General features: G+C 62.4%; 15 protein-coding genes. 9 read left to right on the plus strand and 6 right to left on the minus strand.

Translation table 11 applies throughout. The features are described from left to right. Positions 1–24 precede the first annotated feature (24 nt). Entirely contained in the window at positions 25–372 is a 348-nt protein-coding gene (locus HU749_RS13880; RefSeq protein WP_079301852.1) for a carboxymuconolactone decarboxylase family protein, read from the plus strand. Positions 373–1,331: 959 nt separating this feature from the next. Beyond that, entirely contained in the window at positions 1,332–1,556 is a 225-nt protein-coding gene (locus HU749_RS13885) for a hypothetical protein (protein ID WP_095974419.1), read from the plus strand. Positions 1,557–1,720: 164 nt separating this feature from the next. Here HU749_RS13885 and HU749_RS13890 read toward each other — a convergent pair whose 3' ends face one another. Further along, positions 1,721–2,119, minus strand: coding sequence for a VOC family protein (locus HU749_RS13890; RefSeq protein ID WP_079301853.1), 399 nt, complete (start codon positions 2,117–2,119; stop codon positions 1,721–1,723). A 381-nt stretch (positions 2,120–2,500) separates the two neighbouring features. Further along, positions 2,501–4,207: an amidase gene (locus HU749_RS13895; protein WP_186650776.1), complete on the minus strand. Its 1,707-nt coding sequence runs from the start codon at positions 4,205–4,207 to the stop codon at positions 2,501–2,503. Between the two features lie 248 nt (positions 4,208–4,455). Here HU749_RS13895 and HU749_RS13900 point away from each other — a divergent pair, with 248 nt between their 5' ends. From HU749_RS13900 to HU749_RS13930, 7 genes are read left to right on the plus strand one after another with little or no spacing between them, the layout of a single operon-like run. Beyond that, positions 4,456–5,133, plus strand: coding sequence for a thermostable hemolysin (locus HU749_RS13900; protein ID WP_046062221.1), 678 nt, complete (start codon positions 4,456–4,458; stop codon positions 5,131–5,133). Further along, on the plus strand, positions 5,123–6,604 hold the full coding sequence (locus tag HU749_RS13905; protein ID WP_095962249.1) for an AMP-binding protein: 1,482 nt from the start codon (positions 5,123–5,125) through the stop codon (positions 6,602–6,604). Before HU749_RS13900 ends, HU749_RS13905 begins: the two co-directional genes overlap by 11 nt. Further along, positions 6,601–7,275: an iron-containing redox enzyme family protein gene (locus tag HU749_RS13910; RefSeq protein ID WP_095962248.1), complete on the plus strand. Its 675-nt coding sequence runs from the start codon at positions 6,601–6,603 to the stop codon at positions 7,273–7,275. The genes HU749_RS13905 and HU749_RS13910 overlap by 4 nt, the downstream gene beginning before the upstream one ends. Continuing rightward, entirely contained in the window at positions 7,262–8,071 is an 810-nt protein-coding gene (locus tag HU749_RS13915) for an SDR family oxidoreductase (protein ID WP_186650774.1), read from the plus strand. The genes HU749_RS13910 and HU749_RS13915 overlap by 14 nt, the downstream gene beginning before the upstream one ends. Beyond that, positions 8,068–8,712 (plus strand): tetratricopeptide repeat protein, encoded by a 645-nt coding sequence (locus tag HU749_RS13920; RefSeq protein WP_095962247.1) that lies wholly within the window; start codon positions 8,068–8,070, stop codon positions 8,710–8,712. The genes HU749_RS13915 and HU749_RS13920 overlap by 4 nt, the downstream gene beginning before the upstream one ends. A gap of 11 nt (positions 8,713–8,723) precedes the next feature. Next, positions 8,724–9,386: a response regulator gene (locus HU749_RS13925; protein WP_014338527.1), complete on the plus strand. Its 663-nt coding sequence runs from the start codon at positions 8,724–8,726 to the stop codon at positions 9,384–9,386. Further along, a complete protein-coding gene (locus HU749_RS13930; RefSeq protein WP_046062226.1) occupies positions 9,383–10,750 on the plus strand; it encodes a sensor histidine kinase in 1,368 nt (455 codons plus the stop codon). Before HU749_RS13925 ends, HU749_RS13930 begins: the two co-directional genes overlap by 4 nt. Positions 10,751–10,926: 176 nt before the next feature. Here the strand turns inward: HU749_RS13930 and HU749_RS13935 are convergent, their stop codons facing one another. The 4 genes from HU749_RS13935 to HU749_RS13950 are packed head-to-tail and all read right to left on the minus strand — an operon-like array spanning position 10,927 to position 12,831. Further along, the gene (locus HU749_RS13935) at positions 10,927–11,115 is read right to left on the minus strand and encodes a YgaP family membrane protein (protein ID WP_014338529.1); all 189 of its coding nucleotides are present in this window, start codon (positions 11,113–11,115) and stop codon (positions 10,927–10,929) included. A gap of 13 nt (positions 11,116–11,128) precedes the next feature. Then, positions 11,129–11,548: a DUF6691 family protein gene (locus HU749_RS13940; protein WP_079301855.1), complete on the minus strand. Its 420-nt coding sequence runs from the start codon at positions 11,546–11,548 to the stop codon at positions 11,129–11,131. 2 nt (positions 11,549–11,550) lie between these two features. Beyond that, complete coding sequence (locus HU749_RS13945) at positions 11,551–11,985, minus strand: YeeE/YedE family protein (protein WP_186650772.1); 435 nt, start codon at positions 11,983–11,985, stop codon at positions 11,551–11,553. Between the two features lie 42 nt (positions 11,986–12,027). Next, entirely contained in the window at positions 12,028–12,831 is an 804-nt protein-coding gene (locus HU749_RS13950; protein ID WP_186650770.1) for a sulfite exporter TauE/SafE family protein, read from the minus strand. Between the last annotated feature and the right edge of the window lie 2 nt (positions 12,832–12,833).

Here is a 12,833-nt window from a genome sequence, read left to right on the forward strand (position 1 = left end):
CCAACCCACTCAGGAGTTAATGCCATGTTCAATAACTGGTCCGAATTGTTGCCCACCATTCAGAAAGCTTTTGGCGCGCTGGGCCGCAGCAACCCGAAAATGGTCAAGGCCTATATGGCGCTAGGAGAAGCTGCCAGCGAAAACAATGTACTCGATGCCAAGACCCGCGAACTGATCTCGATCGCCATCGCCGTCACCACCCGCTGCGACGGTTGCATCGCCGCCCACACGGACGCGGCGATCAAGGCCGGCGCGAGTCGCGAGGAGGTCGCAGCGGCCCTGGCAAATGCGATTTCGTTGAATGCGGGGGCGGCCTATATCTACTCGCTGCGGTCGCTTGAGGCGTATGACATGTTGAAAGCGTCGGTGTGATTTGTATGGGGGGCATATCCGTTGCTGCGGTAATGGCGGCTTATGGTTCCGCTCTTACAGCGGCTCACTTTTGAGAAGCCCGGAAGCCGGCCCAGTCAAAAGTAAGCAAAACGCTCTTGCCCCACCACTTGGTGCCTCGCCTAGGCTCGGCATGCCTGAACGAAGGCATTGCTCCGTGGGCCGCCGCGAAGGGCCATCCATGGCCCAGCGCGGCTAACCCGGCATCCATGCCGGGTTGCCCACTGCGCAATACCTTCGTTCAGCCAGCGTGGTTAACGGGGCGCCCGAGATCAACGTCCACCACGAGGCGGCCTTATAGCCGACCTGGTTCTTTGGTGGAACCGCGTTTCTCCTGTGGGAGCGGGCTTGCTCGCGAAGTTTACGGTGATGTTGGATGTGTCGGCCTCATCGCGAGCAAGCTCGCTCCCACAGGTTTTTGTGTTGTGCGCAGATGCTATGAACACCCGCAAACCCATGTGGGAGCGAGCCTGCTCGCGAAAGCGGTGGTTCAGTTTGCGGTGATGTTGGCTATGCCAACGCCTTCGCGAGCAAGCCCGCTCCCACAGGAGAAACGCGGTCCATCAAGAGCCAGGTCGGCTACTAGGCCGCCTCGTGGTGGACGTTGATCTCGGGCACACCGAGCCTAAGCGAGGTGCCAAGTGGTGGGGCAGAAGCGCTTTGGTTACTTTCGCGCTTTTCGAAAGTGACCCGCTGTAAGAGCGGAGCCGCCAGCAGCCGTTATCGCAGCAACGGATATACACACAACATCCCTCAAAAACGGAAAATCAAAATCCCGGCAAGCTTCTTTGGGTGCCATCAGCTGCGATTGTTTCAGATTACGCAATCAAGTCATGTAATTCCTGGGCATTCTCTAAAACCCGTCCGCCAGTGAAACTGATCCCAGAAGCGATTGACCGTTTCGGGTCGTCGCAGCGCTCTCCATTCACCGGGAGATTCCCATGATCGACACGACTTGCACCGGCAGCCTTTGGCCCGATACCTCCATTGTGATTTACCCAGAGCACGAAAGCGGATTCCTGTTGCCCCAATTGATGGGCGCCTTGGCAAGCGAGTTTGCAGGTTTCATTTCGAACGACCTGTGTCAGCAACGCGCCCACGGCACATTTCTGGCGAAGACTGGCGCCTTTGTGAGGCAGGTGCTGAAGCAAACGCCGATCGGCTGACGCAGAACCCGTGGCGAGGGAGCAAACAATGAAGCGTCGCTTCGTGCGCACTTGAAAATGGGGATGAAAGAGGTCGCTTCTTTTCCGTTCAATGGGTTCGACTTCGCTGTTTATTCGTACGTTGGCTAGGCAGGAAGCGAAAGCGAGCCATGCAGTACGATCGACTAAGTCGACACCGAATCATGGCAACAGACGCACAGCTTGTTGCCATCGAGATCCCGAAAGTAGGCGCCGTAATAGTCGGGGTGGTAGTGGGGTCTCAAGCCGGGTTCTCCCTCACACGTCCCGCCCAGTGCCAGTGCTGTTGCGTAGCTGTTCCTGACGGCTTCCCGGCTGGGCGCAAGCAGCGCCACCATTTGTCCGTTGCCGGGTTCGTGCACCTTGCCGTCAAAGGGCTTTCCAATCACGAAGATCGGGCGCGGTGAATGCTCGGCAATCCAGCCAGCCCAGCCTTTGCGGGCGTCGCTAAATTTCAATGTCAGGCCCAGCCCGGCCATGACCTTTGAATAGAACCCGAAGGCGCGATCAAAATCGGCGATACCTAGAAAAACATGCGAGATCATGATGGCTACCGTTTTGCCTGTGGGCGCGAGGAGTGTTTGAAATTCCTCCCTACGCTGCCACAGGAATCATCGGGCTGCCAAGTGCGGGCGGTTAGCGCTGCGGCTCAGACGCTTGGCGCGTGGCCTGCCAGCGCTGGTTTCCACCTCATGCGAGCCCAGGCGTCACACGGCGATGAGGCCGTGGACCTGTTTTCCCGTGCGATGCAACAGTATTTTCGGCTGTAGAGCCGATCTAGGGACTGCTGCGCAGTCCAGCGGGAGCAAGCTCCCTCGCCACGGGGGGCGTTCGTACTCAAAATGAAGTCGAACGCTGCTTTTGTGGCGAGGGAGCTTGCTCCCGCTGGGCTGCGTAGCAGCTCCAAGACCGAGCCCGCTAAACGATCAAGCCGACAGCGGCGGCGTCCGCGGCGGGACCAGGCGTTTTGAACCAATCGATTCAAACGCCGAAGCCAATCGCAACAGCTTCGAATCATCATAGGCACGCCCGGCAAACGTCAGCCCCACCGGCATGCCGATGTCCGCCATGACACCCATCGGCACGGTAACAGTGGGCACGCCCAGATGGCGGATGGCGAGGTTGCCATTGGCGACCCAGACTCCGTTGCTCCAGGCGATATCGGCAGACACCGGGTTGACGTCAGCATCGGCCGGGCCGACGTCGGCGACGGTCGGGAAGATCACCGCGTCCAGGCCCAGCCGCTCCATCCAGTCCTCCAGATCGATTCGACGTGTCTCTTCAAGCCCCCGCAGGCCGTCGGGCAGGGTCGGGATCTGGTCCCAGGGCGTGATGCCGCGCTGGGCCATTTTCACGTACTCATCCATGCCGGCGGCCAGATCATCCTCTCGGTTGGGCAGGGTGCCCGGGTCGTGGGGGAAGATCTTCGGTCCGTCGACGTCGGCCAGACGATTCAACGTTGGATCGCCGTTGGCCCGCAGGAAATCATCGAATGCCCAGGCCGACAGGTCCCACAACTCATGGTGCAGGAACTCTTTGGAAACCAGGCCGCGGGTGAACACCGTGGGTGCGCCAGGACGATCGCCCTCGCAGTTGGACACCAGGGGGAAATCCACCTCGACCACTTCGGCGCCGCAGGCCTCAAGCGCCTTGCGCGCTTGCTCCCAGAGCTCGATCACCGAGGCGCGGGTGATGATTCGCTGCCCCGTCGGGCCGCCGATGCCGGGGGCTTCGGCTGTGCCTGCTTCAGGGTCAGCGTTGATGTACATCCGAGGAACGCCGAACCGAATGCCGGCCAGTGTCCCCGGGTTGCTGGCAAGGCTCGGATACGAGACCGGACGAACCGAATCGACGCTCGGAATCGGCACCCAGGGTTGCAGGCGCCACAGGTCGCCACGGGTGTCCGGGTCATTGGCGACCACCACGTCCAGCACTTCCAGCAGGTCGGCCATGGTCCTGGCGTAGGGCACGACGACGTCCATTGTCGGCGTCAACGGCCAGTTGCCACGCACCGAGATCACGCCGCGCGACGGTGTATACGCGCACAAGCCATTGTTCGACGCCGGACCGCGTCCGCTCGACCAGGTTTCTTCCGCAAGGCCGAACGCCGCGAAACTGGCGGCGGTTGCCGTGCCCGCACCGTTCGAGGAGCCCGAGGCAAAAGGCGCGGTGAGGTAGTCGCCGTTGTACGGGCTTTCGGCACGGCCATACACCCCGCGCTGCATGCCGCCGTTGGCCATGGGCGGCATGTTGGTCTTGCCCAGGCAAATGGCCCCGGCGGCGCGAAGCCGTTCGATGGTGAACGCATCGCGATAAGCAACCAGGTCCTTGAACGCCGGGCTGCCGGAAGCGGCAGTGAGCCCCTTGACCAGGTAACTGTCCTTGGCCGTGTAGGGAATGCCATCGAGCGGACCCAGGGTCTGGCCGTTGGCCCGACGGGCATCGCAGGCCCGGGCTTCTTGCAATGCATCGGGGTTGCGCACCACCACCGCGTTGAGGGCTGTAGGCGTATCGGGGCCGTCGTAGGCATCGATCCTGGCGAGGTAAGCCTGGACAAGCGCTACCGCCGTGGTCTGGCCCGATTCCAGCGCGGCGCGCAGTTGGGCAATGGAAACTTCGGTGATGTCGATCATGCAGTTACCGCCGCGGCAGGAGGATGACGGGGTGTGCGGGTCCGTTGAGGTTGGGGCCTGGCACGTCAGGGTCATCTCAAAGTGGATATTTATCGGGTTTTGCCTACTGTACTACGGAAAAACGATCAAGGGCAGCCCGGTTTTGACCGGACTATTTGTCGAACGAACCCAAAATTTGCCACCTTCAGACTTCGTTAAGAAACGGCCCCGATACTTTCTCCCAATAGCCCGAGGGAGAACGTTGACCCATGCCCGATTTCGACTGGAACATCCACCTGCCGCTGACCTTTGGCGACGCCGGCCCGCCGGTTCGTCACTTGCACCGGGCTTTGCCGGAACAACCTCGGCGAGCTGAGTTCGAGGCGTTCATCCAGCAGCGTTTTCGCCAGGTCCACGGCGCCGATATTCGTCACTTCATGCCGGAGCTGTTCGGGCTCGACGATGTCCACGGCACGCTCTGCGCAGCCGCTGGTGTACGCCGGGCCGCTCAGGGGCCGCTGTTTCTCGAACGTTATCTGGACAACCCCATCGAGCCCTTGATCAGCGCCGCCGCCGACCGTGCGGTGGATCGCGCCGGCATCGTCGAGGTTGGCAACCTGGCCGCCAGCGACACGGGCAGCGCCCGGCTGAGCATCATCGCGATCACTTATCTGTTGGCCATGGGCGGCCTGGAGTGGGTTGCGTTCACTGGCAACATCGGCCTGGTCAACAGCTTCCATCGCCTGGGCCTCAAGCCCGTGACCCTGTGCCCGGCCGACCCGCAGCGCCTAGGCGAGGACCGCCATCTATGGGGGCGCTACTACGAAAGCCAGCCGTGGGTTCATGTCGGGAACATCCGCGCCGGTTTCATTCATCTGCGCAATAGCGGCCTGTTCAATCGCCTGGGACTGCCGACGGACCTCGGAGAAACCAGCCATGTCGCCTGAAATGGAACGCTTCAAGCGTACCTTGCGCGGTCATGCCGAGCGCAGGGGCCATGCCGTGGCACTGTGGGGCGACGGCTCGCAGCTCGACTACGCGACGCTTTATTCCGAAGTGGTGTACCGCCAGCAACGCCTGCGCGATGAACACATCAGTGTTGTTGCCCTGGCCCTGGACAACGGCATCGAAGCGATACTCTGGGACCTTGCCGCACTGTTCGAAGGGCTGACCTGCGTCATCCTGCCCGGTTTTTTCAGCCAGGCTCAACGTCGGCACTGCCTGGAACAGAGCCAGGCCGAGCGAGTGATTGCCGAGCCTGCGTTCGAGGCGGAACTGCAAGCTGCCGGATACCAGCACAGTGGCGAATTCTGGCGGCGGCACTTCGACGGACCGAGCCGTCTGCCGGCAGGCACCGCCAAGCTGACGTTCACCTCCGGTACCACCGGCACGCCCAAAGGCGTTTGCCTGAGCGCCGACAGCCTGTTGCGGGTGGCCCGTGAACTGGAGCAGGCCAGTCAACCGGTCGAGGCCAGGCATCACCTGGCGTTGCTGCCCCTGGCGATTCTGCTGGAAAACCTTGGTTGCTACGCGGCGTTGTATGCCGGTGCCATGCTGAGCCTGCCCAGCCAGAAGACCCTCGGCATCCAGGGCGCCAGCGGGGTCGACCCGGTGCGCCTGCTGGGATGCCTGGCGGCGCGTCGGGCGCACAGCCTGATCCTGGTTCCGCAACTGCTGTTGATGTTGGTCACGGCCGCCGAACAGAAGCTGTTCAACCCGCACCTCGTGCGATTCGCCGCCGTTGGCGGGGCACGGGTGTCCCACGATTTGTTGCAGCGAGCCCGGCGGGTTGGCCTGGCGGTGTTTGAAGGCTATGGGCTGTCGGAATGCGCCTCGGTGGTCTGCCTCAATCGGCCACAGGCTCATCGTGCAGGCAGTGTCGGCCAGCCGCTGCCCCATGTGGAGGTGCGCTTGGCCGATGACGGCGAAGTCCTGATCAAGGGCTCGACGCTGCTCGGTTACCTGGGTGAGCCACCGCACGCCAGCGAATGGTGGCCCAGCGGCGACCTGGGTGAGTTCGACGAAGACGGTTTCCTTTACCTGCGCGGGCGCAAGAAGCACCAGTTCGTGACCAGTTTCGGTCGCAACGTGAACCCCGAATGGGTTGAAGCCGAACTCACCCAGGGCGGTGACATTGCCCAGGCCTTCGTTTATGGCGAAGCCATGCCGCACAACCACGCACTGCTCTGGCCCGCCCGCACCAACTGTACCGATCAAGCGTTGGAACTGGCCGTGGCCAAGGCCAACGACACGTTGCCCGATTACGCACGGGTCCATCGCTGGACGCGCCTGGACCAACCCTTCAGCGCTGCCAACGGCATGCTCACCGCTAATGGCCGGCCACGCCGGGAGGCCATCGTCGAGCATTACCGTGCGCAGCTCACTTCATCTGTCTTGTCCGAGGAATCCCCATCATGAGTTTTTTTGACACGTTGCAAGAAGCCACCCAGCAAGAACGCCAGACCCTGTTCAATCTGCCGATCATTCGTGACGCTCTCAACGGCCAGGTCAGCCTGACCAGTTACCGGGGCTTCCTGATCCAGGCGTATTACCACGTGCGCCACACCGTACCGTTGATGATGGCTTGCGGGGCGCGCCTGCCAACGCACCTGGAATGGCTGCGCAAGGCCGTGTGCGAATACATCGACGAAGAGTACGGCCACGAGCAATGGGTGCTGGATGACATTGCCGTGTGCGGTGGCGATAAGGAAGCAGTGCGCAACGGCCAGCCATCGTTGCCCATCGAGCTGATGGTCAGTTACCTCTACGACTTGATCGCCCGAGGCAACCCGGTAGGCCTGTTCGGCATGGTCAATGTGCTGGAGGGCACCAGTATCGCCCTGGCGACCCATGCCGCCGACAGTATCCGCGAGCGCCTGGAGTTGCCGCCCACGGCGTTCAGCTACCTCAGCTCCCATGGAACGCTCGACATCGAGCATATGCAGACCTATCGCGGCTTGATGAACCGGCTGGACGATCCGGCGGACCAGGCTGCGGTGATCCATGCCTCCAAGGTGGTGTACCGCTTGTACACCGACATGTTCCGCGGCCTGCCGCGCGACGGGGAGCATGAACATGCGCTTGTGTGATGCGCGTGTCGTGCTGACCGGCGCCAGCGGCGGAATCGGCCAGGCCATCGCCGCCGCCCTGTGCGCCAGTGGCGCGCGGGTCCTGGCCGTGGCCAGGCATCACGAAGCCTTGCAGCCGTTGCTGGAGCGTTATCCGCAGCACTTGAGCTGGGTCGAAGCCGACCTGACCTTCCTCGCCGACCGGCGCAAAGTGCTGGTCGCCTCCGAGGCCCAGGGCGGCATCAACCTGCTGATCAATGCCGCCGGCGTGAACCACTTCGCCATGCTCGAACAACTCGACGACAGTGAGATCAACGCCATGTTGGCGCTGAACATCAGCGCGCCGATCTGCCTGACCAAACTGCTCTTGCCGCTGCTCAAGCAGGCTGACAGCGCGATGGTGGTCAACGTTGGCTCGACCTATGGATCAATCGGCTACCCCGGCTATGCCAGCTACTGCGCCAGCAAGTTTGCCTTGCGCGGTTTTTCCGAAGCCTTGCGCCGGGAGTTGGCCGATACCCGTGTCGGGGTGCTCTACGTAGCGCCCCGGGCCACCCGTACCTCGATGAACAGCCCGGCAGCCGATGCGCTCAACCAGGCCCTCAAGGCCAACGTCGACGACCCGAAAACCGTGGCGGCGGCGGTGATCCACGCGATTATCGGCGACCGTCGCGAGCTGTATCTGGGCTGGCCCGAACGCTTTTTCGTCGGCCTCAACAGCCTGCTGCCCAACCTGGTGGACCGTGGCCTGCGCAAGCAATTGCCGCTGGTGCGCCGCCTCAGTCACAAACCTGAAAACGAGCACCTCAAGCCATGAAAAAAATCCTCGCTTGCCTATTGATCGGCACCCTGAGCCAAAGCGTCTGGGCCTTGGAGGCGACCGACCAGCAACGTCTCAGCGACATCCAGCAGAGCTGGGCCCACATTCAATATGAAGTGCCCGAAGGTCAACGCGCCGATGCGTTCGAAAAGCTCGCCGTCCAGGCATCGGCGTTCAAGCAGGAGCGCCAATCGGTGGCCGAAGCGTGGATCTGGTCTGGCATCGTCAACAGCAGTTGGGCCGGTGCCAAGGGTGGGATCGGTGCGCTGGGCAAGGTCAAGGATGCCAAGGGTGATCTGGAAAAAGCCCTGACCCTGGACCCCAAGGCCCTGCAAGGCTCGGCCTACACCAGCCTCGGTGCACTCTACGACCGGGTTCCGGGCTGGCCCCTGGGTTTCGGCGACTCGGACAAGGCCGAGCAATTGCTCCAGCAGGCTTTGCAACTCAACCCGAACGGCATTGACAGCCTGTACTTTTGGGGCGATCACCTCTACCGTCAGAAGCGCTACAGCGAAGCCAAGGCAGCGCTGCAAAAAGCCTTGCAGGCAGCGCCGCGGCCGGGTCGGGAAACGGCCGATGCCGGACGCCGCAAGGAGATCGACGCGTTACTGGTGGATGTGAACAAGCAACTGAACTGACAGGAGCGTATGTGCGTTTATTACTGATCGAGGACGACGTGGCCTTGGGCGAGGGCATCCATCAGGCCCTGAGTCGCGAAGGCTATACCGTCGACTGGGTACAGGACGGCAGCAGCGCCTTGCATTCGCTGCTCAGTGAAACTTTCGACCTGGCGGTGCTTGACCTTGGCTTGCCACGCATGGACGGCCTGCAAGTGTTGCGACGCTTGCGTGACAGTGGCTCCAACCTGCCGGTGCTGATCCTCACCGCCCGGGATGCCACCGAGGATCGCATCGCCGGATTGGACGCAGGGGCCGATGATTATCTGGTCAAGCCCTTCGACCTGGCGGAGCTCAAGGCCCGGCTACGGGCCTTGTTGCGCCGCAGCGCCGGCCGCGCCCAGGCGTTGATCGAACATGCCGGCATCAGCCTGAACCCCGTTACCCAACAAGTCAGTTACCAGGGCAAGCCGGTGGCCCTGACCCCCAAGGAATATCAACTGCTCCATGAACTGCTCTCGCCGCCGGGCCGCGTCATGACTCGCGATCATCTGATGCAGTTGCTCTACGGCTGGAGCGAGGAGGCCGAGAGCAACACGCTGGAAGTGCACATCCATCACCTGCGCAAGAAATTCTCCACCGACCTGATCCGCACCATTCGCGGGGTCGGTTACCTGGTGGAGGAGCGTCGATGAGCTCGATCCGGCGTCGTACGCTTACGTTGATTCTCGGCCTGCTGTTTCTTGGCCTGTTGATCATCACCGTATTCAACCTGCATGACAGCAACCACGAAATCGCCGAGGTCTACGATGCCCAGTTGGCGCAGAATGCCCGGCTGTTGCAGGGCGTGATGCGCATGCCGATGGCGAGCAAGGAGCACGCCGAACTGTATCAGGCGTTCAATTCGGCGTTGGGGCAGGCAGTGCCCAAAGTCGACGGTCATCCCTATGAAAGCAAGATCGCTTTCCAGGTCTGGAACTCACAAGGGTCGGTGTTGGTGCATACGTCCAGCGCACCGTCGTTCACCTCACCGCCGAGCGCGCCTGGCTTCAGTGAGGTCGTGGACCAGAAAAACCGTAAGTGGCGGGCGTTCGTCCTGGATGACGCGCAATACGGCTTGAAGATCTGGGTGGGCGAGCGTGATGACGTGCGTGCCGACCTGGTCGATCGCATTGTCCGTCACACCGTCATCCCCAACCTGATTGGCAGCGTGGTGCTTGCCGCAGTGATCTGGCTGGCCATCGGCTGGGGCCTCAAACCCCTGGTCGATATGGCGGCGAAGTTGCGTGCCAGGCATCCCGGCTCACTTGAACCCTTGCAAATGATGCCGCTCCCTACGGAGCTCGAGCCCATGCAGGCGGCACTCAACCGTGTGTTGGCGCAGATCCAGGAGCTGATGGGCCGTGAGCGGCGTTTCATTGCCGATGCCGCCCATGAAATGCGTACGCCCTTGGCCGTGTTGCGGGTGCATGCACAGAACCTGATGGAGGCGGGGAGCGAGCAAAGCCGTCGCGAGTCCCTGGAACACCTGATCGCTGGCGTCGATCGCACCACGCGTTTGGTCAATCAACTGCTCACCATGGCGCGGCTCGAACCGCAGGCAGGTGTTCCGACGCCTGCGGTCATCGACCTGCCCGCCACGGTTCGTGCGAGCCTGGTTCAACTGACGCCCTGGTTGTTGAGCAAGGGGCTCGAGCCGGTGCTGGACGTCAGCGATGACATCGGCCCGGTTCGAATCGACCCGGTGGCCATCGACATCGCCTTGAACAACCTGGTGACCAACGCGGCCAATTTTTCGCCGGCCAACGGCACGATCACCGTACGCCTGGCCAGGAAGGGCGATCACTACGAGCTGTCCGTCGAAGACCAGGGGCCGGGTATCGACGAGGCCGAGCGTGAGCGGCTCTTCGAGCGGTTCTACAGCCGCGGCAATGACCAAGGGGCGGGGTTGGGCCTGACGATCGTGCGCACCATCGCGGATCGTCTGGGAGGGCGCATACGCTTGGAAAATCGCACCGAGGGTGGGCTGTGCGCGACCTTGGAAATAGGGCGCTTCTAAGCGGTTTCCCGACACCATGACAGGTGGTCGGCCCCATGCGGTGCTTCAAGCAGGCGCATCGGCCGTGGATTGTCCGGCGAGAAAGGCGACTATCTCGGTTGAGTGAGCCTGTTGCAGGACTCCAAGGGTGACTGGCAAGGTCAATGGCCGTTCCAGGAGAACGGCCATAGCGCGTCTCAGCAACGTTTGCAGGTCTTGATGCCCAACAACGAATAGATCGGGCAGAAGCGCATGAAACCGGTGGCCAATGGCACCAGGCCGATCCAGCCCCACGCGCCGATCAAGCCCGTCAGGCTCAGGATGATGAGGACAAGCCCCGCGGCAATACGTGCGCCCCGGTCAATGGTTCCAATGTTGGCTTTCATGACAATCTCCCGATCAATGGCCGCGCCGGGTTTCCAGCGCGGTGAACAACAACATGCCCGCCAACATGGCCAGCATGAACACAAAGGCCTGCCAGTGCCCGGTCAGCAGGATGGCCACGGCGGGGCCAGGGCAGATGCCGGCGATGCCCCAGCCGATGCCAAACACCAGGCTGCCACCGATCAGGCGTGGGTCCAGTTCTCGCTTGACCGGCAACTGCATGGGGCTGCCCAGCAGCGACTGAGTCTGTTGGCGTGCCCAGGCCAGGGGGACGATGGCGGTGCCAATCGCCCCGATCATCACCAGCGCCAGGGACGGATCCCAGGCGCCGGCCAGGTCCAGGAAACCCAACACTTTTTTCGGGTTGGCCATGCCTGCCAGGAGCAGCCCGAGGCCAAAGAGCAGGCCGGCGATGAATGCTGTCAGTTTGCGCATGTTCAAACCCCCATCACGTGACGCAGGACAAATACCGTGGCGAAACCGCTGAGCATGAAACACGCCGTGGCGACCATCGAACGCGGTGAAAGGCGCGATAGACCACACACGCCATGGCCACTGGTGCAGCCCGAACCGTAACGAGTGCCGACCCCCACCAACAGGCCGGCGACGGTGAGGCCGAACCAGCCGTTCTGGAACTCGATCGGCGGCAAGGTGGCAAACACGCCCCATAACAGCGGCGCGACGAGCAGGCCCAGGAGAAACAGGGCCTTCTCGCCCAGGCCTTCGCTGCCACGCTGCAGCAGGCTGCCGATCAGCCCACTGATGCCGGCGATCCGGCCGTTGGCAACCACGAACAGGCTGGCCGCCAGGCCAATCAACATGCCGCCGGCAAGGGATGACCAAGGCGTAAAGTTGAGCCAGTCAAGATTCATCAGCGTTCTCCGCTACACATCGTTGATATTCCATTACGCGATTCAACCCAGGGCTTTTACCAGCAGGGCGACCGCTACCAGCGTCGACACCAGGGCGAAGCCTCTTTGCAGATAGGGTTCCGGCAACCTGGCAGCGACCAGGCGCCCGCCGAGCATGCCGACGATGGCCCCCATGGAAAAGGGTAGCGCTATTGCCCATTGCAGGTGGCCCGTCGCCGAACTCGCCAGCACCCCTGACATGGAAACCAAAGCGATGACGGTCAGCGACGTGGCGAGCACCGACTGGGTGGTCAAATTGGTGTACCGCTGGAGTGCCGGAACCATGACGAAACCACCGCCGACGCCGAGCAACCCGGATAGAACCCCGGCGACCATGCCCGAAGCCGTGAGGGCCCACGCACAAGGGCCGGTCCAGTTCAGCTTGCCGCGATTTTCGTCCAGGACACAGGGCGGCGGCTTGCGTGTTTCGCAGGCCTTTGCCCCGACACGAGACGGCAGTGATTTTTGAAAGGCCCGGAACGCCACGTACATGAGCAACAAGGCAAACAGGATCGTCAGCGGGCGGTTGGGCGTGCGCTGCGCCAACCAAAGGCCCAATGGCGAGCAGATGACCCCCGCACTGGCCGTCAGCAGTGCGGCCTTGTAGCGCACGATGCCATTGCGCAGGCCCATTACGGCGCCCAGGGTGGCGGCCAGGCCCACCGCCAGCAAACCAATGGGCCCGGCTTCGGCCATGCCCATGCCCACGCCAAAAACCAGGAACGGGACGGCGAGTATGCCGCCGCCAGAACCGGTCAGCGCCAGGATCACGCCCACCGAAAAGCCCAGTACCAGGACGGTAATCATCT

The sequence above is a fragment of the Pseudomonas ogarae genome, from assembly GCF_014268695.2.
GTDB classification, from domain to species: domain Bacteria; phylum Pseudomonadota; class Gammaproteobacteria; order Pseudomonadales; family Pseudomonadaceae; genus Aquipseudomonas; species Aquipseudomonas kilonensis.

Coding starts and splice junctions, on each gene's coding strand:
- HU749_RS13880 (WP_079301852.1), top strand. CDS start 25: ATGTTCAATAACTGGTCCGAATTGTTGCCCACCATTCAGAAAGCTTTT.
- HU749_RS13885 (WP_095974419.1), top strand. CDS start 1,332: ATGATCGACACGACTTGCACCGGCAGCCTTTGGCCCGATACCTCCATT.
- HU749_RS13890 (WP_079301853.1), bottom strand. CDS start 2,119: ATGATCTCGCATGTTTTTCTAGGTATCGCCGATTTTGATCGCGCCTTC.
- HU749_RS13895 (WP_186650776.1), bottom strand. CDS start 4,207: ATGATCGACATCACCGAAGTTTCCATTGCCCAACTGCGCGCCGCGCTG.
- HU749_RS13900 (WP_046062221.1), top strand. CDS start 4,456: ATGCCCGATTTCGACTGGAACATCCACCTGCCGCTGACCTTTGGCGAC.
- HU749_RS13905 (WP_095962249.1), top strand. CDS start 5,123: ATGTCGCCTGAAATGGAACGCTTCAAGCGTACCTTGCGCGGTCATGCC.
- HU749_RS13910 (WP_095962248.1), top strand. CDS start 6,601: ATGAGTTTTTTTGACACGTTGCAAGAAGCCACCCAGCAAGAACGCCAG.
- HU749_RS13915 (WP_186650774.1), top strand. CDS start 7,262: ATGCGCTTGTGTGATGCGCGTGTCGTGCTGACCGGCGCCAGCGGCGGA.
- HU749_RS13920 (WP_095962247.1), top strand. CDS start 8,068: ATGAAAAAAATCCTCGCTTGCCTATTGATCGGCACCCTGAGCCAAAGC.
- HU749_RS13930 (WP_046062226.1), top strand. CDS start 9,383: ATGAGCTCGATCCGGCGTCGTACGCTTACGTTGATTCTCGGCCTGCTG.
- HU749_RS13935 (WP_014338529.1), bottom strand. CDS start 11,115: ATGAAAGCCAACATTGGAACCATTGACCGGGGCGCACGTATTGCCGCG.
- HU749_RS13940 (WP_079301855.1), bottom strand. CDS start 11,548: ATGCGCAAACTGACAGCATTCATCGCCGGCCTGCTCTTTGGCCTCGGG.
- HU749_RS13945 (WP_186650772.1), bottom strand. CDS start 11,985: ATGAATCTTGACTGGCTCAACTTTACGCCTTGGTCATCCCTTGCCGGC.
- HU749_RS13950 (WP_186650770.1), bottom strand. CDS start 12,831: ATGATTACCGTCCTGGTACTGGGCTTTTCGGTGGGCGTGATCCTGGCG.